Raw genomic sequence first — 17,990 nt, 5'->3', positions numbered from 1 at the left:
ATATACCGTTGTCATTACCTTTATTCATAAAATGTTCAAACCTAAATTAATAGATTGAGATTTTTCATCTTCACTAAAATCTAATGTATAATTCTCGCCAAACAGTAAATCTAATCTGCGTTTACTGTTTACTATATCTTCAATATCTGTTACTTTGCCCGACTTTGTTCCTGAGCAGACAAACATTAGCGACTTATCTTTTATGCCGAATGACAAATTGATGAATGGCATCTCTTCATATTCTGTGATGCTATCAACTGTTGGCAATACTATTGAAACAAACAGTAAAGGAGGTACTAATACATGCTTAATGTTTTCATCGATAACTATGGAATATTCAAATGCCTGCTCTCCTGCCTTTTCCAATGTTTTGAATAGAAAACCGGGGTAAATCCGGCTTTTCAGGTGTTGAAGTTCCGCCTTAATGGTGTCTTTTTCCAGTTGATTTATTTGTTGCACGGACGCTAACCAATGTTTAAACAGCACACCAATGGATGTCCCTGCAAAACATATAACATAAAGAAAACAGGTCGCAATAATATTCAATACAAAATCATCTTTTCTTTCAAGTATTGAAAATTTCCCATAATTGAGATGAAAAAACTTTTTGATGTAGAACTCTATAGTTAAATCAAAAGCTATAGTGAACAAGGCAAGTGTTGTAAGCATGCCGATATATATCCGGTAGCGATTCTGCAATAAATAGCGGGGAACTAATATTTTAATATTCAAATAAATTATGCTCAAATAGATTATCAACAAACCAATGCTATATGCAAAAGCAATGGCGTAGTTATAAGGAAAAGAGAGCAATGCCGAATTCACCGCTACAACAGCCATGCACACTATCAACAACAAATACCTGTAACCCCTGTTGTCTGGATTTATCAGGAAATTTATCGCTGCATTGTGATATGTAGAATTTGTTTTCAATAGATTTATTTTACATCAAAAGCCAAACCCAAGCCCGAATGAAATATAGGGTGCTACGCCAAAATGCGGATAATCCTCTATACTGGAATAAAAGGCTTTTAAGGTGCGTTTCTGATAATAGGATTCCCGTTTTACCGAAACACCTGCTGTCATGTATGCTTTCCACATCTTCCCTAAATTCAATTCCGGCCTAAAACCAATAGTACCCCAGTTGTGCACATATATTTGAGATTCTCCGTCCTTGTCAACAACAGCACTCATACCGTTTGCTTCACCAATCACGCGTAATTTCCATTTCTCGTTTAACCTCATTCCTCCAGAAATCTCAAATTTGGTTGTCATAGACAAATTGAAGTCGTACTTCCCATTTTGGTGCCAGTCCAGATACAAAGAAAAAAATGCCATCGGATAGCCAAGCATATTATTGATTGCCGCACCACCACCAAGATCTAAGTTCGCATTCATCCTGCGGATAAATAATACACCTCCCTGACCTAAAATGCATTTGCCGGAAAAATGAGACATATCCGAATAGATACCACCACCAACCATTGCCATTACCGACCATTTTTCAGATAGCGGACGGGTATGGATTAATGCAAGTTGGGCATTAAATAATCTATTTAAAGCAAAATTGGGTGATAAACCTTTATTATTCATCTCACCATAAGCACCTTGCAGGGCAACAGCCCATGCTGTTGGTTGATTTAGTTCGTTCATCGTTATAAAGACCGGAATTTGCAGTCCGCCTTCAACTATTTTAAAGTCACCTTTCCCACCTATTTTTGTTTTATCCGCATCACGAAAATCAGAAGTCCTGAAATAATCTGTCTTAATATAAATTTGAGCACTTACTGTTTGTAGCGACGCCAGTACTAATATAGCTGAAAATAACCATTTGTATCTCATTCATTTTATTAATTAGATGAATACTGATACAAAAGTAATGCTTGAAAGTCTCCGACTTTTTTATAATATACAATCCCTATAGAATACTATACGAAATCCCTTTTCCAAGATACAAGATAGAAAAATGAATAGCGTAGTCCGTTTTTTTAAGCTCATGAATTATAACCGGAATAATACTTTTCTGATGATGCTGATCCTACATATTCTCTATATCCCAACAGGCTGTTTCTATTTCGTACTTGTGCAGTAATTTTGAACGAAGCAACTGTACTTTTTCCTCAAATGCCTGAGGTTTGAAATTCTTTTTTTTGTCGCTTCACTTCCACAACCAATGCGCTCTTATTGTCTAAAGAAATGGCAATAATATCAACTTCATTTTGTGCTCCTTTTGCTTCCCACCATGAACCTATAGCGCGGTATTCAAAACTCTCCTGCAATTTTTGTTTATAATAAAGTTCGAGTGTCTTACCTGAATAAGTGGTATAATCATTTTCAACAATCTTCATCAATCCTATAAAATTACCAATTTCAATAAGTGGACGGTTTCGCTCAATATATCTGAACCAAAAACGCAAGAAGTTGTCTGATATCTCATATCTAACGGTTTGTGTACCCTCTTTTGAGAAAATGGGGCGTTGCTTGGTTACTACCTCATAAACCGTTTCAAGTTTGTTTAGCTGTCCACCGAGACTCTTATCACCTAAAATAGATTCAATCTCTGATTGTGTATTTATACCCGACGAAATTGCCGAAAGAATAGAGAAATAGTTTCCATATTTTTTGCCAAACTCTTCAATTAATAAGTTGCGTCCTTCTCCTAAAAATGGAGAATCGCTTTGGCATATTTGTCGGATCATTTTAGGAATGGTCAACGCTTTATTATCTACCAATAACTCAACATACTTAGGAACACCACCCGTAAAGGTGTAAAGAACCAAAAGCTCATCATTTGTAAAGTTAGGTTTATGGTCGTGCATAATTTCTTTGAGCACTTCTGTTGTAAAAGGGCGAACCCTCATTGTAGCATCAGCTCTGCCAAACAAAGGTTCTTTCTTATCCTGAAATATCTTAACCATCAAGGAGTAGATCGAACCGCTAACCACAAAATTAATATTGGTCCTCGTTCTATACTGATCCCAATAGTTTTGTATATCGCTATAAACAGATTCGTTCACATTCATAAATTCCTGAAACTCATCTATTACAAGCGAGAACTTGCGAGTTATGCCTTGTTCCATCAAAAAGCGGAACACATCTACAAAGCGATTCATCGGTGGTACAAAAATGTTGAGCTTTTGAGCAATCTCCTCAATATACCCACTACAAAGGTCTGCTTCATTCTTACGACCAACAAAAAGGTAGATAAACGGCTCTTTTCCCAATGCCTTGAGAATAAGCAATGTTTTACCCACACGCCTACGCCCTGTTAATACAGTTAGTTTAGAGTGGTCGTTAAATGCTCTCTCTTTTATGTCTTTGAGTTGAGCCAATTCTTCTCTGCGATTGTAGAATTTCATGATGGTAAATTTTACGACGGTAAATTTTACTGTTGTTGTAAAAGTAATTTTATTTTTTTGAAATTGGCAAATAGAATCAGAATGTATGCCGAATGACTCACGTTGTATATCATTACGCTCTTGTGGCGACAAATTTTATTGTCTTTTTCGGTAAATTTAAGCCGGCTCTCAGCCTGTTTTAGGCGTTTTTGTATGTTGCTGATAATCAGGTGTGTATATTGCTGAAAAACATAAAGGTTATTTTTCGAAAAATAACCTTTATGTTTGAGAAAATAACCTTTATGTTTTTTTTTATATAGTAATATGAAAAATCAACGTATGCAGATTACTACTTATTGATTGGTTTTGTGTATTAATATTTAAGGAAAAGTCATTTGAAATGTGATTTCGGAAATATGATTAAAAATAATCCAGTCGGGGATATTGTCTGCTGTCCAATTATTATTGGCAATTAGCTTTAATGTAATTTCTCCCCCTGAATCTTCAAATGTAATTTCTGTTCGATCCAAAGAGATTTCGGGTGGTTCCGGTTCTTTTTTATCGTCATCGCACGAAATACAGCATAACAGTAAAATCAAAAAAGTAATTTGTTTCATAATTGTATAAATTTAAATATTTTTATAAGTTAAATTGTTTTATAAGCCAATACTACAACCCCAAATCTATTTTTTTTCTTACTCTAAGATTACAAATTCTCCTTTTAAAAACCTCTAACATACCACACAAAAAAGTAACGAATATAGTACGCATTAGCAAGGTGATGATTTTAATAATAGAAAACAAACAACCATTGATTTTTAACAAAAATATGAAAAGTTTTTTATTTACAGGAAAAGAGATAGAGTATATATAAAAAAACGTACCCTTTCTCCAGTCCAATAAAATCAGTCGGACAGGGGAAAGGGTAAGTTGATATGGGGTGTTGCGTAAGCTTAAAGGGGGTATTCGTCAAACGCGTAACTAATATTTTCTAGTTAATGTAAGAGTAACTTTGTATGAACCTATTGCTTCTAATACTATTCTATCTTTAGAAAAATCCAAGAGAGTTCGTTTACTGAAAAGAGGTCCATCTTTAATATCCATAATTTTGCCTTCGATAGAATATTTAAACTCATATATTCCCGTTGAATATCCTTCTTCTTTAAGAATGTATTGCCCACTATCTGTAGTGAAAAATTGCATTACCACATTTATAGTCCTTATAATCTCATCTCCGTCAGTCACAAGTTCTATTCCTTCCCAAGTTGTTTGATATAAGGATTCTGTATTGAATTTGAAAGCTTCATCGTCATTACTACAACTGAATATAATAGCTGTAAAAGAGAGAAGGAATAAGGATTTGAAAAAAGTCATAAGCATTATATTAAAAGTTTATGTTTATAAATAAGAATTGAGACTAGTCTGAGTAAAAGAAACAACTATACTTAATAGTGTTTTCTAGCAAGCACAAATGGAGTATATTTATTTATGAACCAAATGGGAATAATCATACTTGCCATAACAACAATAGCAATAATAAGCTTTAAAGTGTATTTCCCCTCAAAGAAAATAATGGTATCATTAAATATCCACAATATTAGTTTTTGAATAAAGATTATACTGTACGTATGAAATGCTAATATAACGATTGCGTTACTCGCCATATATGTAATCCAGAACTGTTTTCCCCAATAACTTGAAAGCCAATTTATAAAAATCAAAACAGGAAGCAATATGCTGAAACTACCAATCAGTTCGATAGCTATACGCTGCATATTTGATGCAGGAGTAATAAATAAGAAGCAAAAAACAATATGAATCACTAATGAATTCAAGGCAATAAAAAGATGTTTTTTTCTTTGTTCAAAAAAATCAAATATTTCTTTCCTATACAAAGAAGCTATTCCATAAAATGGAATTCGACCACATACAGAGTCAAGAGCAAATGGAGTATTATCCAAATTTACAAATAAAGCGATAAATGGGAACAGGAATAAAATAAAAACGGCCCATAAACGATTTATTCGTTTAAAAATCAAAAAAAATGTGCTTTGCATGACAAATAGACACGGAATAAACCACAAAGGAATACAAACCAAGCGAGGAGTCCCTCGTAAATATTCAAATATAGGCTGATAAAAAGGAGCAGCTAAATCCTCTGGTGATCCTGTTCTCCTACCAATAATCAACCAATAAGCATAGAAAAGAATAAAAAAACAGCAATAAGGGATAAGAAGCTGTTTACTTCTATGCATAAAATATTGTTTATAAGTTGGGTATTTGTCAAAATGAAATAACAAACCGGCAAGGAAAAAGAAACAAGGCATTCGTAAAAAGTGCAAAGAAGTACCTGGAATATTATCCAATACCGGTGATGTATGAAAATAGACCACCAAGAATATGCTTAAAAATTTTGCATAATCAACCCAGATATAGTGTTTTTGAGAAGTCATAAAATTGAATAGAAGCCAATTGCTTCTTTATATTTGATAATAAAATAATAGAAAACAGTGCCCCATGGCATTCGAGAAACAAAAGTAGTTAAAAGTTATACACCCACTTTTTTTATGCTTTATTATTTATCAAAAAACAGCCATCTCTAACGAATGGGAAGGCTGTTTTTTGTGAAGATTTTATCTTCTAAGAATAATTTTTCTTGATAGAACTTTTCCTCTCTTATAATGAATTGTAATAATGTATATTCCATTATTACAATTATGCATATTGAAATCCTCTATATTATTAGAAACCTTTCGTCTATGTATCAATGCACCTGATATGTTGTATATTTCGATACGATCTATAACATCATCTAACACATTTTGTGTGATTGATAGAATATTATTATTCAATACACTTCTTACCTCAGCTTTAGCATCACCAATAACATTCTTATTTACAAAGTCTAGCACAGGAAAAGTATCAGCAATACTATTATTTACATAAGAACTATGAAGAGTATTTCCTAACGCTGTTATTGTAACTGTTGTTCCTTGTCTAGCATGGAAATTAGGCTTTATATTAACTGCCGAATTTGCGGTAAAACTAACTACGGCATTATTTAATATAGCTGTGTTTGTAATATTTATTGCTTCTCCCGAAAAAGACTTGTTAGATGTTATACTCAGATTGTTTATGTTTAAAGTTGAAGATGTAATGTTGACATTCTTATTGGTTTTAAGATTGCCTGTGGAAACACTAATCTGTTTACTGCCTAGAGCTGTTCCTGCTCTTACTGTTACTTTATTCGTTCCCTGTCCACTTACAATGGACAGACCTGAAGCAACTCCCCATGTATATTTGGAAGAAGATGTATGTTTTGAATAATCAGCTGTAAATGTTGCTGTAGTATTTTCTTGCATTTCATCCGGACCATATAGATTTAATGTAGGTGTTGGTTCTGGAATTGATCCTACATTAATTTTCCAGATGCGAGTAGTTCGAGAAATATTATTCTTTAGCCATCTAAATTTAACAACGGCTTGCTTGTTCGGATTCGTTAATTTTATTTTAAAGCGTACATCTGTTGTTCCTCCTCCCGTCCATATTCCAGGAGACATTAATCCGTTCCCTACAACTAAATGACAATTCTCTATTGAATACTCGAATTCCCAACTTCCGCTTGTATCAAAAACCCAACAAGAAAAATCTATTTCTGCATTATAATTTGCATTCCATTCTATGTCAGAGGGTAAATAACTATAGGTTTGTGCATGTAAACTGAATAAGTTACTCAAGCTTAGTATGGCTAAATAGATATATATTCTAATTTGCATATCATTCTATGTTTCTATTAATTATTGATTTGTCAATTATTTCTTGTTGCTGAATAGAGTAGAGCGTTAATTCTTCAACTTTTTGTAAAAGTTTTACAACTATTTCTCCAAGGTTAGCCCCAGTCTCCTTTATCTCAGATTCTGTTGGAATACCTGGTAAATGTTTATGTTCTTTAATATGTTTTTTTACCTCATACAAAGAAGGTAATCTATACTCATCACTAAACACAAAGTCAGCCCATCCTGATTCAACAATTATTTCTTTAGCTCTAATTTTACCATTTACCTCAAGAGCCATAGATGGATTAGAAGTCCCTATTCCAACCAAACCATTAATGATTACTTTTTTATTATTGTAAAGACTAAACCACGCACCATTTTTATCATCACCAAATTTGAAATAGCTCCTACCATCTCCTAGGTCATTGGCAATATGAAACAACATCCCTTTTTCTTCATTAATTCCACCCAGAACTCGTAATATAGAATTTCCATTTTTTGCATATGGAGCATAGGAACCATTACTAGTAGAAACCCCTATCTGAATTCTTCCATTAGGTCCTCCTATCATTGCACTAGGTGCATTCGTACTGTACACCTCAAAAAGTGCACTAGGATTACTCTTCCCAATCCCTACTTTATCTGTTGTTGATTTTAAAACTCCACTTGTTCCATTTGGAATATAAATTTGCGCAAAAACATTTGTACAAAAAAACACAGAAAAACCCCAAATTAATCGTCTCATAGTTTTAAATAATTTAATTAATGATTTTTATAATAGATATGAATTTTGTTTTTAATAAAAAGACTACACAAGCATATATTAAAATTGAAAGCGAATCAAAAGAAAATTTATTTTATAATAAAATCCCCTCTAAGAACCCCTTTGGCAAAATGCATTATTTCAACACGATATACCCCCAAATTAAATAGATTCACAAAACAACTCTCCATAGCTCCAACAGATACATATTGCTCAAAAACATAATTTCCTTGTTCATCATATATGCTAATTAAAACATCATTTAATTCAGTAGGGAAATAAATTTCGAGCGTAGTATCCTCGATAGTGACAATCGGTTCTGTAGATGAACGTAAAATATTGTCAAACCATTTTCCTCTTATTGGAATGATTCTTTTTGTGGCAAAAGCATCGATGCTAATTGAAGTAAGGATTAAAGCAAGAATGACAAGCAAATTTCTTTTGTACATAAGTTATTTGTTTTATAATTCAGTACAAATAACCTGATAAAAAATATTTCAACCTATATTTTTTTGTTGACAAAAGTTGACATTTGCAATCTCAAACAGATAGCTTGCTATTTATCAGAATATTACAAAGAACCTACATAGGTGTCCAGATCTTGAGGTGAACCTCTTTTTCCAGTTATTTTTATATGTAAACGCGACCGGGTAACCGAAACAGAAGAGATAGTACAGCATAAAAGATCGGCTATAGCTGTTACAGAAAGTCCGGTTTTTAATAATAAGCAAAGTCTTATTTCTTTTTGTGAAGGACTGTAATTGGAAAACAATCGTGATAAGAAATCCGGATAAGCCGTTTCAATTAATGTTTGTAGCGATGTCCAGTCTGAATCCGTAATCTCTACAATTTGTCCTGAACCTACCTGATAGAATTTAATAAAAACTGCCGACTCCCGGATTTTACTTCCCAGCAAATTTAATGTGGATTGGTTCGACCTCTGCTCACTTTGTAAAGATTGAAGTTGTTTTTTCACCTCCCGAAGTTTCGATTTTGGTAATTGCGTGTTTTCTTCTACAATTTGAGTTAAACGCTTAATCTCTTTTTCATTTTTTTCTATTTCAAGCAGTGTATATTGATACAGATGTTCAATTTCTTCTTTTTCTTGCTTAAGCTTACGGTTATTTTCTCGCTGTCTTTTTATTTGCCTGATTTTTATTCTCAACAAATAGTAAATAACAACAATTGCGAATAAGGCAACTCCGGCAATCCGGTATAGGTCGATACTGTTTTTGTAATTTTCCAAACGGAGTCTCAGATTTTCGCGTTCAGTTTTTTCATAATTATATTCAGCTTGGGTGCGAACGATTAATTCTGTTCTCGACATGTCAATAATTTCTTGTTCCAAACAAGTATATTCTTCCAAAAAGTTCAATGCTACAATAACGTCACCCTGATCTTTTTTAATTTGAGACAACTCATGTAGCGAAGCTGCCTTAGTATATAAATTTTCGCTCTCAACACCTTTCTCTAAATAATAAATAGCAGAATCAATCTTTGCGATCTTTTTGTAATATTGTCCAAAAGTTAAACAAACATTGCTTGGCAGTTCATCAAACTCTGCTTTTATCTTATTCATATTAATAGTAACCAAGGAATCAACAATACCATTGTCAATTAAAAAACCACTTAATTCCAATAGTCCACTATAATACATTCCCTCATCTTCGTTTAGTTCAGCCATGAAATTTGATTTCTCATAATAGAACACCACACTATCCGTTTTTTCCAATAATTCATATGCGCGTGCAATATCTCTGTAAATATATGATAAAGCGTAAGGATCAGCGATTTCATCAAAACAATCTAGTGATTTCATATTCATTGCCAAAGCTTCTTCATAAGCATTATTCCTTACATACAAATCACCACAACGATTATAAATTCTGGCTAACAAAGCAGGATCCGGTTGTTTTACCTTTTCGGAAATTTCAAGTGCATTAAGAAAGCAATGCTGTGCTTTAGGTATTTCTTGCAGTTGATAGGCTACACATCCTTTTAAATAGTAGGCCTTCATTAATTTGGTCCGGTCTTCTTTTTCCTCATAATAGCTCACAGCAGAAGAGATTATCGAGTCTGAAGAGAATGTACTATCCTTTAAATAATACAGTTGTGTTTGAAGCAAATTATATAATGCTTGTTCTTTGGAGGAGAAATGTGTGGAGAAACTAATCGTTTCAAGCATACAGGCAGCACTGTCTGTCTCATAAGGTATCAAAGCCTCTATCTGTTCTAATTGTCGGATAGTCGAACTATCACATGCAACAAATAAAAACATACCACACAAAAAAGCAACGAATATAGTACGCATTAGCAAGGTGATGATTTTAATAATAGAAAACAAACAACCATTGATTTTTAACAAAAATATGAAAAGTTTTTTATTTACAGGAAAAGAGATAAAGTATATATAAAAAAACGTACCCTTTCTCCAGTCCAATAAAATCAGTCGGACAGGGGAAAGGGTAAGTTGATATGGAGTGTTGCGTAAGCTTAAAGGGGGTATTCGTCAAACGCGTAAAGTACGGTTGATAGATAGCGTTCTCCTGTATCCGGTAGTAATACTACAATTTTTTTACCAGCGTTCTCCGGTAGTAAAGCTAATTGTGTTGCCGCATAAGTTGCCGCTCCGGAAGAAATCCCGACTAACAGACCTTCTTGTTTAGATAGTTCGCGACTTGTTCTGATAGCGTCGTCATTGGATACTTTAATAACTTGATCGACTACTTCGCCATGGTAGGTCTTTGGAATAAATCCTGCGCCAATCCCCTGAATTTTATGAGGTCCGGGAGCTTCTCCTGAAAGTACAGCTGAATCTGCCGGTTCAACAGCAATGATCTTTACATTCGGATTTAATTCTTTTAGCTTTTCACCAACTCCGCTGATGGTTCCTCCTGTTCCAACTCCACCTACAAAAAGATCTACTTGTCCGTCTGTATCGTTCCAGATTTCTACGGCAGTAGTCTGTTTGTGGATCGTGGGGTTTGCTTCGTTTTCAAATTGTTGAAGAATAATTGACCCCGGAGTTTCCTGGCGTAGTGCTTCTGCTTTCGCGATAGCCCCTTTCATTCCTTCAGGTCCCGGTGTTAAAACAAGATTGGCTCCCAATGCTTTCAACAAATTACGACGCTCAATACTCATGGTTTCGGGCATGGTCAGGATTAGTTTATATCCTTTTGCCGAGGCTACAAATGCTAATCCTACGCCTGTGTTACCGCTTGTGGGTTCAATAATTGTAGAACCCGTTTTCAATAGTCCTTTTTGTTCGGCGTCTTCAATCATAGCCAAGGCGATACGGTCTTTTACACTTCCTGCCGGATTGAAATATTCTAATTTCGCAATCAGTTGTGCTTTAATATTTTTGCTTTTATTGTAATTCGAGAGCTCCAATAGTGGGGTGTTTCCTACAAGGTCAGTTAATTTCTTTGCAATCTTTGCCATAATTATTTTGATTTTATGTATTCAATTCATTTTTATAATGCAAATCTACAATTAGAAAAAGCATTTGTAAATACCATATATGTGGTATATTTCAAGAGGAAAGGCTTTGATGATTTTTGAGGTATTGCCTTTTATTCACCGTCAACCAAGTATGGGAATCCGTTTTTCAAGACTTCTAAAGCTTTCTCATAATCTTCTTCCAGCACTTCGATTTCGATTTGGAAGCCGGGTGTGTTTATCACTGTAGATAATATCTCATTTCTCAAAAAAGATTCAATCCCTTCATTAATTAACGCGCTTTGCAGAATGCTCGCTTGAGAACTATTCTCTAACGTAGCCAGATAAACTGTTTTCATACGATGTTGTTTTTAAAGACGAATAATATGTGGTAAATATATTGATTGTAATTTGTTTCGTGATTAATTATAAGGATAATAATTATTTTTGCACTAAAAATAGGATGCAAATACAAACTGCTACATGAAAAAGACTATATTTTCTCTATTCGTTTTATTTTTTGTTTCTTTTACCTGTTTTTCTCAAAATCAGGAATTTAAAACTGCGGTAAAAGAAGCGGTAGTAAGGCAGATGGAAACTTATCCGCAATCTACCCTGAAGGACTTATATAAAAACTTCTTTCAGGATAAATTCGGTCCGGGACATTTGATTGCCGATACCACAGCCGCGGGAAATTATATTCGGCGTGAGTTGGCTTCTTTTACAACATCGGATGGTTTGTTATTGGAACCTACCGGATGGGAGGGGCGTTTCTATCGGGTGAATCTTTCATTGTTAAAAGACGGAACAATTCCCTATGATGTGTTTTTTGACGCGTTTGTGCGAAGTGTAAACAGCATTGATCCGATCCCGGTTGAGGCGTGGCATATTGAGTGGAAGGAAATCGAACGGATTATCGCCGGAATGGAGCTGAAGCTTGTGGATTATGTAACAGATCGTGAGGAAATAGACGAACGCCTGTCTTGCGGAGAATACGTAGGTCATCATAGCGAACAATTCGAAGCGCATTACTCACCGCATTATCGTATTATCAGCAAAGAGATTGTTGAAGAAGAACTGCAACTTTATTTGAAGGCCTTGGAAGATTAGTGCGCCCGTTCCCTGAATTCGGACGGAGTGAGGCCTTCCCGTTTCTTGAAGAAGGTGGAGAACTGACCTGTATTGTCGAATTTCAGCTGATAGGCTATCTCCGAAACATTGAGTTGTGTTGTGGTGAGAAGTTCTTTGGCGCGAAGCAGTTTTTGTTGTAATAAATATTGATTGGGCGAAACACCCGTATATTCTTTAAACATACGTCTGAACCAGGAATAGCCCAGCCCCAGCTGAGAGGCAATCTCTTCGGGTACTATCGGGTTTTCGGTTTGTTCTTTCATCAGTACCTGCGCCTCATTTATTTTATCTACCATATAAGGGTCGGAGAACGAGTTGTTTTTATCCTTATAATAAACCGAACCAAGGATATGAAGCAATATACTGGATGCCATTTGCTGGTGTCCGGTTCTTTCATTTGACGCTAATCGAAGCACATCTTCATACAAGTTGATGATAGTGGCGCTTATCCCTATTTTATATAACGGTTTCGCTTTTGTGAAAAACAGTTTTTCTACGCGCCGATCAATATGTAACCCTTTAAATCCAATCCAATATTCATCCCATCCGGTTTCAGGGTCGGGGTAATAACTATGCCACTCTCCGGGAAAAAGCAAAATCATTGTTCCCGCGTGAATGTATTCTTTTTGACAAGATTGTGACGAAAAATAGCCACCGCCCTTGGTTATATAAACCAACTGGTATTCGTTCAACGTACGACCGTTTTGCGGCTTGAAGTTGTATTGATCGGGATGTTTGGAAAGTGGATATTGGCTTTTGGGAGAGATAAACTGATAGCCTACGGTAGTGACAACTATTCCCCAATCTTCATCGTTCGGATTGATGCGAAGGTAATAAAGTTGATCTTTTCGGGTAGGAATCATGTGTCAGATTTAAAAGTTTAAATATCATTTTCATAAGCAAAGGTAGGATTTAATGGCATACTTTTGTTCAAGTTAATCTTAATTAATGTGTTAATAACATGAAGAAATACAACTTTTTGGCATTTGACATTGGAGCCACAAGCGGACGGGCGGTAATTGGTGTTTTTGAAGTTGGTAAATTCAACATTAAAGAAATCCATCGTTTCCCGAATGCGATTATGGAGTTGCACGGTAAATTTTACTGGAATATTTACAAAATATACGAATCATTGAAAGAAGCGCTAAGTATCTGTGCGAAAGAAGGAATAGTCATCGACTCCATAGGTATAGATACCTGGGGTGTCGATTTTGGCTATATCGGGAAAGACGGCTCGTTACTTGGGTTGCCAAGGGCATATCGTGATCCGTACACGTTTGGTGCTCCGGAGGCTTTCTTCGAAAAAGTACCGGCAGAAGAGGTCTATGGCTTGACGGGTACTCAATTCATGAATTTTAATTCTCTATTTCAACTATACAGCGCAAAGAAAGAAAACTTCGCACCTCTTGAAGCGGCTGAAAACATCCTGTTTATTCCTGATCTTTTAGCTTATCTTCTCACGGGTAATAAAGTGTGTGAATATACAGAAGCCTCTACTTCACAATTCTTAAATCCGAAAACAAAGCAAATAGAAGCTTCTTTACTGGAAGCTGCCGGTGTTTCTTCTTCTTTGGTTCGTCCGTTGGTTATGCCGGGAACGAAGATCGGAGAGTTGACCGATGCGTTAGCTGCTGAAACCGGAGTCGGGAAAGTTCCTGTTATAGCCGTGGCAAGTCATGACACGGCAAGTGCTGTTGCAGCTGTTCCGGCTGAAAACGCGCGTTTTGCTTATCTGAGTAGCGGAACATGGAGTTTGATGGGAATAGAAACAGAAGAGCCGATCATTACAGAAGAATCCTATAAAAACAACTTTACCAATGAGGGTGGGATAGAAGGTACGACACGTTTTCTGAAGAATATTACCGGAATGTGGTTGCTTGAAGAATGTCGTAAGGAATGGGAAAAGCTGGGTCGTGTGTATAGCTATCCCGAAATTGTGAGTATGGCAAAAGCGGCAGACGGATTTTCTGCTTTAGTAAATCCGGATGATCCGCGTTTTGCTGCTCCGGCAAGTATGACAAAAGCAATTGCAGCCTATTGCCATGAACATGGAGCGGTTGCTCCGGCTACTGATGCCGAGTTTATTCGTTGCATATTCAGAAGTCTGGCAGTTCGTTATAAGAACGTACTGGAATTATTGAAAGGAATGGCTTCGTTTGAAATCGACAAATTACATGTGATAGGCGGTGGTTCAAAGAATGACCTGTTGAATCAGATGACAGCGGATGAGATTGGAATTCCCGTTGTGGCAGGCCCTTCGGAAGCTACAGCGATAGGTAATTGTCTTGTTCAGGCGAAAGCTGCCGGATTGCTCGAAGACCGTTGGGCGATGCGCCGTATTATTGCTGAGGCATTTCCTCCTCAGGTGTTTTATCCACAGAAATAACTTTAAAATCAAATATCATGACAACAGAAAACAACATTAACAAAGCATTTGAAATAGCCAAAGAACGTTACGCGGCACTTGGAGTAGATGTAAACGCTGCTTTAGAAAACATGAAGAAAATATCACTGTCCATGCATTGTTGGCAGGCGGATGATGTGAGCGGATTCGAAAACCAGGGAGGTGATCTTACCGGAGGTATTCAGGTAACAGGTAATTATCCGGGTCGCGCGCGTACGATTGATGAGTTGCGTGCGGATGTTTCAAAAGCAGCATCACTGATTGCCGGAAGTCATCGTTTGAGTTTACACGAAATATATGGAGACTTTCAGGGAAAGAATGTAGATCGCAACGAAGTGGAACCCGTACATTTCCAATCCTGGATGGAATGGGCAAAGGAAAATGGTATGAAGTTAGACTTTAACAGTACCTCTTTCTCTCATCCGAAGAGCGGTGATCTTACCCTTTCAAATCCGGATGATTCCATTCGCAATTTCTGGATCGAACATACAAAACGCTGTCGTAAGATAAGTGAGGAAATGGGTAAGTTCCAGAACGACCCTTGTATGATGAACCTCTGGATTCATGATGGAAGTAAAGAAGTTCCGGCCAACCGGTTAAAATATCGCGCGATATTGGAGAAATCGCTTGACGAAATCTTCGCGACCGAATATAAAAACATGAAAGACTGTATCGAGGCTAAATTATTCGGAATCGGTCTGGAAAGTTACACGGTCGGTTCGTATGATTTCTATTTAGGCTACGGAGCTAAAAAGAATAAGATTGTGACGTTAGATACCGGACACTTCCATTTAACAGAAAGTGTTGCCGATAAAGTTTCTTCTTTATTATTATTTACACCGGAGATCATGCTTCACGTAAGTCGTCCGATTCGTTGGGATAGCGACCATGTGGTGATATTGAATGATGATGTAATGGATTTAGCGCGTGAGATTATCCGTTCTAATGCTTTGGATCGGGTGCATATCGGACTTGATTATTTCGATGCGACCATTAACCGTATCGGAGCTTATGTTGTAGGTTGTCGCGCAACTCAGAAAGCTTTCTTACTTGCTTTGCTTGAACCGGCTGCGAAATTACAGGAATATGAAGCTAACGGACAGTATTTCGAACGTTTGGCTTTGCAGGAAGAATTGAAGAGTTTGCCTTGGCATGCGGTTTGGGATATGTATTGTGCCCAAAATGATGTTCCTGTAGGAGAATCTTACATGAAAGAAGTACAGCAATATGAAAAGGATGTAACTTCCAAAAGAAATTAAACGATGGAAATCCTGATCGGTTTATTGATCATTGCGGTAGGTAGTTTAGGACAAAGCAGTTCCTATGTACCTATTAATAAAGTAAAGCAGTGGAGTTGGGAAAACTTCTGGTTAGTGCAAGGGATTTTTGCCTGGCTGATATTTCCTTATCTCGGTGCCCTATTGGCTGTTCCCGACGGGAGCAGCCTTGGTGAATTGTTGTCAACAGACGGAGCAACTCAATCCATAATCTATGGTATGCTATGGGGAGTAGGAGGATTAACCTTCGGACTCAGTATGCGTTATCTGGGGATTGCTTTGGGACAAAGTATAGCGTTGGGAACCTGTGCCGGATTTGGTACACTTTTTCCTGCCATATTCGGCGGAATGGACCTATTGCATGGCGACGGACTTATTTTGTTAATCGGAGTTTGTATTACGTTGGCCGGTATTGCGGTGATCGGTTATGCCGGTAGTCTTCGGGCAAAGAATATGACTGAAGAAGAAAAGAAAGCCGCGGTAAAGGATTTCGCATTGACAAAAGGCTTATTGGTTGCTTTATTAGCCGGGGTAATGAGTGCCTGTTTCAACCTTGGATTAGAAGCGGGAACCGGTGTTGTGGAAAAAGTAAAAGCGGCCGGAGCAAATGAATTATTCGCTCTGAATCCTGTAATTCTGTTGGTTACTCTGGGTGGTTTTATTACGAATGCTGTATATTGTATTTTCCAGAATATAAAGAATAAGTCAGGCAAAGAATATCTTTCTGTGCCCGGTAATGTGTTAGTGAATAATATTTTGTTTTGTGCTTTAGCCGGCGTATTGTGGTATTCACAGTTCTTCGGTTTGGGTATGGGAAAAAGTTATTTTACAAATTCGCCTGTCATGCTTGCGTTTTCCTGGAGCATATTGATGTCGCTAAATGTGATTTTTAGTAATTTGTGGGGGATTATCCTGAAAGAGTGGAAGGGAGCCGGTAAGCAAACAATGATTGTGTTGAGTATAGGAATGTGTATTCTGATATTCTCATTGCTTTTTCCTAATCTGGTATAGAAAACATGATTTGAAGTATATTAATTATAGCGTAAAATGATAAGGAACAATAAAGAATTGATGGCGGAAATCGGTCGTGTTGCCGAAGTAGCCGGTTATTTATGGACGAAAGGTTGGGCAGAACGTAACGGAGGCAATATTTCTGTTAATGTAACGCACCTGATGAGTGAAGATGAAAAAACATGCCCGGCTTTGTCGGCTCCTGTGGCTTTGCCTGCGGAGATGGGCGCGTTAAAAGGACACGTGTTTTTTGTAACCGGAACAGGAAAGCGTATGCGTTATGTGGCGCAGGATCCGTTTGAAAACGGTTCGCTGATACGTATCAGTGCGGATGGCAAATCTTTCGAAATAATAGCGGAAAAGCCAATTGCGCCTACGTCCGAACTACCTTCGCATCTTTCTATGCATAACTATCTGCGTTCTAAAGGACGTGATTCCCGGGTTGTGTTGCACACCCATCCAACCGACCTGATCGGTCTGACGCATGGTCCAAAATTTCTGAATTCGGAATACCTCACCCGTACATTATGGGCGATGATACCGGAATGCCGTATTATCGTTCCCAAAGGAATCGGTATTGTACGTTATGAAATACCCGGAACGATGGACCTTGCCCGTGCAACAATCGAGCAATTAGAGAAGCACGATGTTGTATTCTGGGAAAAACACGGAATATTAGCAGTAGGTGAAGACCTGATCGAATGTTTTGATGCAATCGATACACTCAGCAAATCGGCTCAGATTTATTTTAGTGCCCGTATGGCAGGATTTGAACCCGAAGGTATGACAGATGAACAATTAGACGGTCTGGTTGACGCGTTTAATTTATAAGTTATAGCAGTGCAGGACACG

At 36.8% G+C, this 17,990-nt stretch carries 17 protein-coding genes and 1 pseudogene; 5 read left to right on the top strand and 13 right to left on the bottom strand.

All coding sequences use genetic code 11. The annotated features are described in order from the left end of the window. Positions 1 to 24: 24 nt before the first annotated feature. The 12 genes and pseudogenes from B9Y81_RS02275 to B9Y81_RS02220 form a co-directional block, all read right to left on the bottom strand. A complete protein-coding gene (locus B9Y81_RS02275; RefSeq protein ID WP_085535366.1) occupies positions 25 to 840 on the bottom strand; it encodes a LytS family sensor histidine kinase in 816 nt (271 codons plus the stop codon). Positions 841 to 948: 108 nt separating this feature from the next. After that, the gene (locus tag B9Y81_RS02270) at positions 949 to 1,842 is read right to left on the bottom strand and encodes a DUF6268 family outer membrane beta-barrel protein (RefSeq protein ID WP_085535365.1); all 894 of its coding nucleotides are present in this window, start codon (positions 1,840 to 1,842) and stop codon (positions 949 to 951) included. Positions 1,843 to 2,038: 196 nt separating this feature from the next. Next, positions 2,039 to 3,359, bottom strand: a pseudogene (locus B9Y81_RS02265) (ATP-binding protein). A gap of 359 nt (positions 3,360 to 3,718) precedes the next feature. After that, the gene (locus B9Y81_RS02260) at positions 3,719 to 3,955 is read right to left on the bottom strand and encodes a BACON domain-containing protein (RefSeq protein WP_085535364.1); all 237 of its coding nucleotides are present in this window, start codon (positions 3,953 to 3,955) and stop codon (positions 3,719 to 3,721) included. 364 nt (positions 3,956 to 4,319) lie between these two features. Continuing rightward, on the bottom strand, positions 4,320 to 4,712 hold the full coding sequence (locus tag B9Y81_RS02255) for a BSAP-5i family immunity protein (protein ID WP_139822877.1): 393 nt from the start codon (positions 4,710 to 4,712) through the stop codon (positions 4,320 to 4,322). A gap of 71 nt (positions 4,713 to 4,783) precedes the next feature. Further along, positions 4,784 to 5,791 carry an acyltransferase family protein gene (locus B9Y81_RS02250; protein WP_085535362.1) on the bottom strand — a complete coding sequence of 336 codons (1,008 nt, stop codon included), beginning with the start codon at positions 5,789 to 5,791 and terminating at the stop codon, positions 4,784 to 4,786. Positions 5,792 to 5,971: 180 nt separating this feature from the next. Beyond that, entirely contained in the window at positions 5,972 to 7,114 is a 1,143-nt protein-coding gene (locus tag B9Y81_RS02245; protein ID WP_085535361.1) for a T9SS type A sorting domain-containing protein, read from the bottom strand. A 1-nt stretch (position 7,115) separates the two neighbouring features. Next, positions 7,116 to 7,859: a hypothetical protein gene (locus B9Y81_RS02240; protein ID WP_085535360.1), complete on the bottom strand. Its 744-nt coding sequence runs from the start codon at positions 7,857 to 7,859 to the stop codon at positions 7,116 to 7,118. Between the two features lie 107 nt (positions 7,860 to 7,966). Next, positions 7,967 to 8,326 (bottom strand): DUF3244 domain-containing protein, encoded by a 360-nt coding sequence (locus B9Y81_RS02235; RefSeq protein WP_085535359.1) that lies wholly within the window; start codon positions 8,324 to 8,326, stop codon positions 7,967 to 7,969. A gap of 122 nt (positions 8,327 to 8,448) precedes the next feature. Continuing rightward, positions 8,449 to 10,188, bottom strand: a complete 1,740-nt coding sequence (locus B9Y81_RS02230) for a tetratricopeptide repeat protein (RefSeq protein ID WP_085535358.1) — start codon at positions 10,186 to 10,188, stop codon at positions 8,449 to 8,451. Between the two features lie 182 nt (positions 10,189 to 10,370). Next, entirely contained in the window at positions 10,371 to 11,318 is a 948-nt protein-coding gene (gene cysK, locus B9Y81_RS02225) for a cysteine synthase A (RefSeq protein ID WP_085535357.1), read from the bottom strand. Positions 11,319 to 11,449: 131 nt separating this feature from the next. Beyond that, the gene (locus B9Y81_RS02220; RefSeq protein WP_085535356.1) at positions 11,450 to 11,674 is read right to left on the bottom strand and encodes a putative signal transducing protein; all 225 of its coding nucleotides are present in this window, start codon (positions 11,672 to 11,674) and stop codon (positions 11,450 to 11,452) included. Between the two features lie 124 nt (positions 11,675 to 11,798). Here B9Y81_RS02220 and B9Y81_RS02215 point away from each other — a divergent pair, with 124 nt between their 5' ends. Continuing rightward, positions 11,799 to 12,425 (top strand): hypothetical protein, encoded by a 627-nt coding sequence (locus B9Y81_RS02215; protein ID WP_085535355.1) that lies wholly within the window; start codon positions 11,799 to 11,801, stop codon positions 12,423 to 12,425. Here B9Y81_RS02215 and B9Y81_RS02210 read toward each other — a convergent pair. Beyond that, positions 12,422 to 13,309 (bottom strand): AraC family transcriptional regulator, encoded by an 888-nt coding sequence (locus tag B9Y81_RS02210; RefSeq protein WP_085535354.1) that lies wholly within the window; start codon positions 13,307 to 13,309, stop codon positions 12,422 to 12,424. The genes B9Y81_RS02215 and B9Y81_RS02210 overlap by 4 nt on opposite strands. 98 nt (positions 13,310 to 13,407) lie before the next feature. Between B9Y81_RS02210 and B9Y81_RS02205 the strand changes: the two genes are divergently transcribed. From B9Y81_RS02205 to rhaD, 4 genes are read left to right on the top strand one after another with little or no spacing between them, the layout of a single operon-like run. Continuing rightward, on the top strand, positions 13,408 to 14,832 hold the full coding sequence (locus tag B9Y81_RS02205; protein WP_085535353.1) for a rhamnulokinase: 1,425 nt from the start codon (positions 13,408 to 13,410) through the stop codon (positions 14,830 to 14,832). Between the two features lie 17 nt (positions 14,833 to 14,849). Further along, positions 14,850 to 16,109: an L-rhamnose isomerase gene (locus B9Y81_RS02200; RefSeq protein ID WP_085535352.1), complete on the top strand. Its 1,260-nt coding sequence runs from the start codon at positions 14,850 to 14,852 to the stop codon at positions 16,107 to 16,109. Positions 16,110 to 16,112: 3 nt separating this feature from the next. Continuing rightward, positions 16,113 to 17,138: an L-rhamnose/proton symporter RhaT gene (gene rhaT / locus B9Y81_RS02195; protein ID WP_085535351.1), complete on the top strand. Its 1,026-nt coding sequence runs from the start codon at positions 16,113 to 16,115 to the stop codon at positions 17,136 to 17,138. A 36-nt stretch (positions 17,139 to 17,174) separates the two neighbouring features. Next, complete coding sequence (gene rhaD / locus B9Y81_RS02190; RefSeq protein WP_245832384.1) at positions 17,175 to 17,969, top strand: rhamnulose-1-phosphate aldolase; 795 nt, start codon at positions 17,175 to 17,177, stop codon at positions 17,967 to 17,969. The last annotated feature ends 21 nt before the right edge of the window (positions 17,970 to 17,990 follow it).

Origin of the sequence: Massilibacteroides vaginae, assembly GCF_900178525.1 — a bacterium.
In the GTDB taxonomy this organism is placed as follows: Bacteria; Bacteroidota; Bacteroidia; order Bacteroidales; family Tannerellaceae; genus Massilibacteroides; species Massilibacteroides vaginae.
Note: the sequence above shows the minus strand (reverse complement) of the source record. Positions and strands in the feature narration are given on the sequence as shown.

Coding starts and splice junctions, on each gene's coding strand:
- B9Y81_RS02275 (WP_085535366.1), bottom strand. CDS start 840: ATGGCTGTTGTAGCGGTGAATTCGGCATTGCTCTCTTTTCCTTATAAC.
- B9Y81_RS02270 (WP_085535365.1), bottom strand. CDS start 1,842: ATGAGATACAAATGGTTATTTTCAGCTATATTAGTACTGGCGTCGCTA.
- B9Y81_RS02260 (WP_085535364.1), bottom strand. CDS start 3,955: ATGAAACAAATTACTTTTTTGATTTTACTGTTATGCTGTATTTCGTGC.
- B9Y81_RS02255 (WP_139822877.1), bottom strand. CDS start 4,712: ATGACTTTTTTCAAATCCTTATTCCTTCTCTCTTTTACAGCTATTATA.
- B9Y81_RS02250 (WP_085535362.1), bottom strand. CDS start 5,791: ATGACTTCTCAAAAACACTATATCTGGGTTGATTATGCAAAATTTTTA.
- B9Y81_RS02245 (WP_085535361.1), bottom strand. CDS start 7,114: ATGCAAATTAGAATATATATCTATTTAGCCATACTAAGCTTGAGTAAC.
- B9Y81_RS02240 (WP_085535360.1), bottom strand. CDS start 7,859: ATGAGACGATTAATTTGGGGTTTTTCTGTGTTTTTTTGTACAAATGTT.
- B9Y81_RS02235 (WP_085535359.1), bottom strand. CDS start 8,326: ATGTACAAAAGAAATTTGCTTGTCATTCTTGCTTTAATCCTTACTTCA.
- B9Y81_RS02230 (WP_085535358.1), bottom strand. CDS start 10,188: ATGCGTACTATATTCGTTGCTTTTTTGTGTGGTATGTTTTTATTTGTT.
- cysK (WP_085535357.1), bottom strand. CDS start 11,318: ATGGCAAAGATTGCAAAGAAATTAACTGACCTTGTAGGAAACACCCCA.
- B9Y81_RS02220 (WP_085535356.1), bottom strand. CDS start 11,674: ATGAAAACAGTTTATCTGGCTACGTTAGAGAATAGTTCTCAAGCGAGC.
- B9Y81_RS02215 (WP_085535355.1), top strand. CDS start 11,799: ATGAAAAAGACTATATTTTCTCTATTCGTTTTATTTTTTGTTTCTTTT.
- B9Y81_RS02210 (WP_085535354.1), bottom strand. CDS start 13,309: ATGATTCCTACCCGAAAAGATCAACTTTATTACCTTCGCATCAATCCG.
- B9Y81_RS02205 (WP_085535353.1), top strand. CDS start 13,408: ATGAAGAAATACAACTTTTTGGCATTTGACATTGGAGCCACAAGCGGA.
- B9Y81_RS02200 (WP_085535352.1), top strand. CDS start 14,850: ATGACAACAGAAAACAACATTAACAAAGCATTTGAAATAGCCAAAGAA.
- rhaT (WP_085535351.1), top strand. CDS start 16,113: ATGGAAATCCTGATCGGTTTATTGATCATTGCGGTAGGTAGTTTAGGA.
- rhaD (WP_245832384.1), top strand. CDS start 17,175: ATGATAAGGAACAATAAAGAATTGATGGCGGAAATCGGTCGTGTTGCC.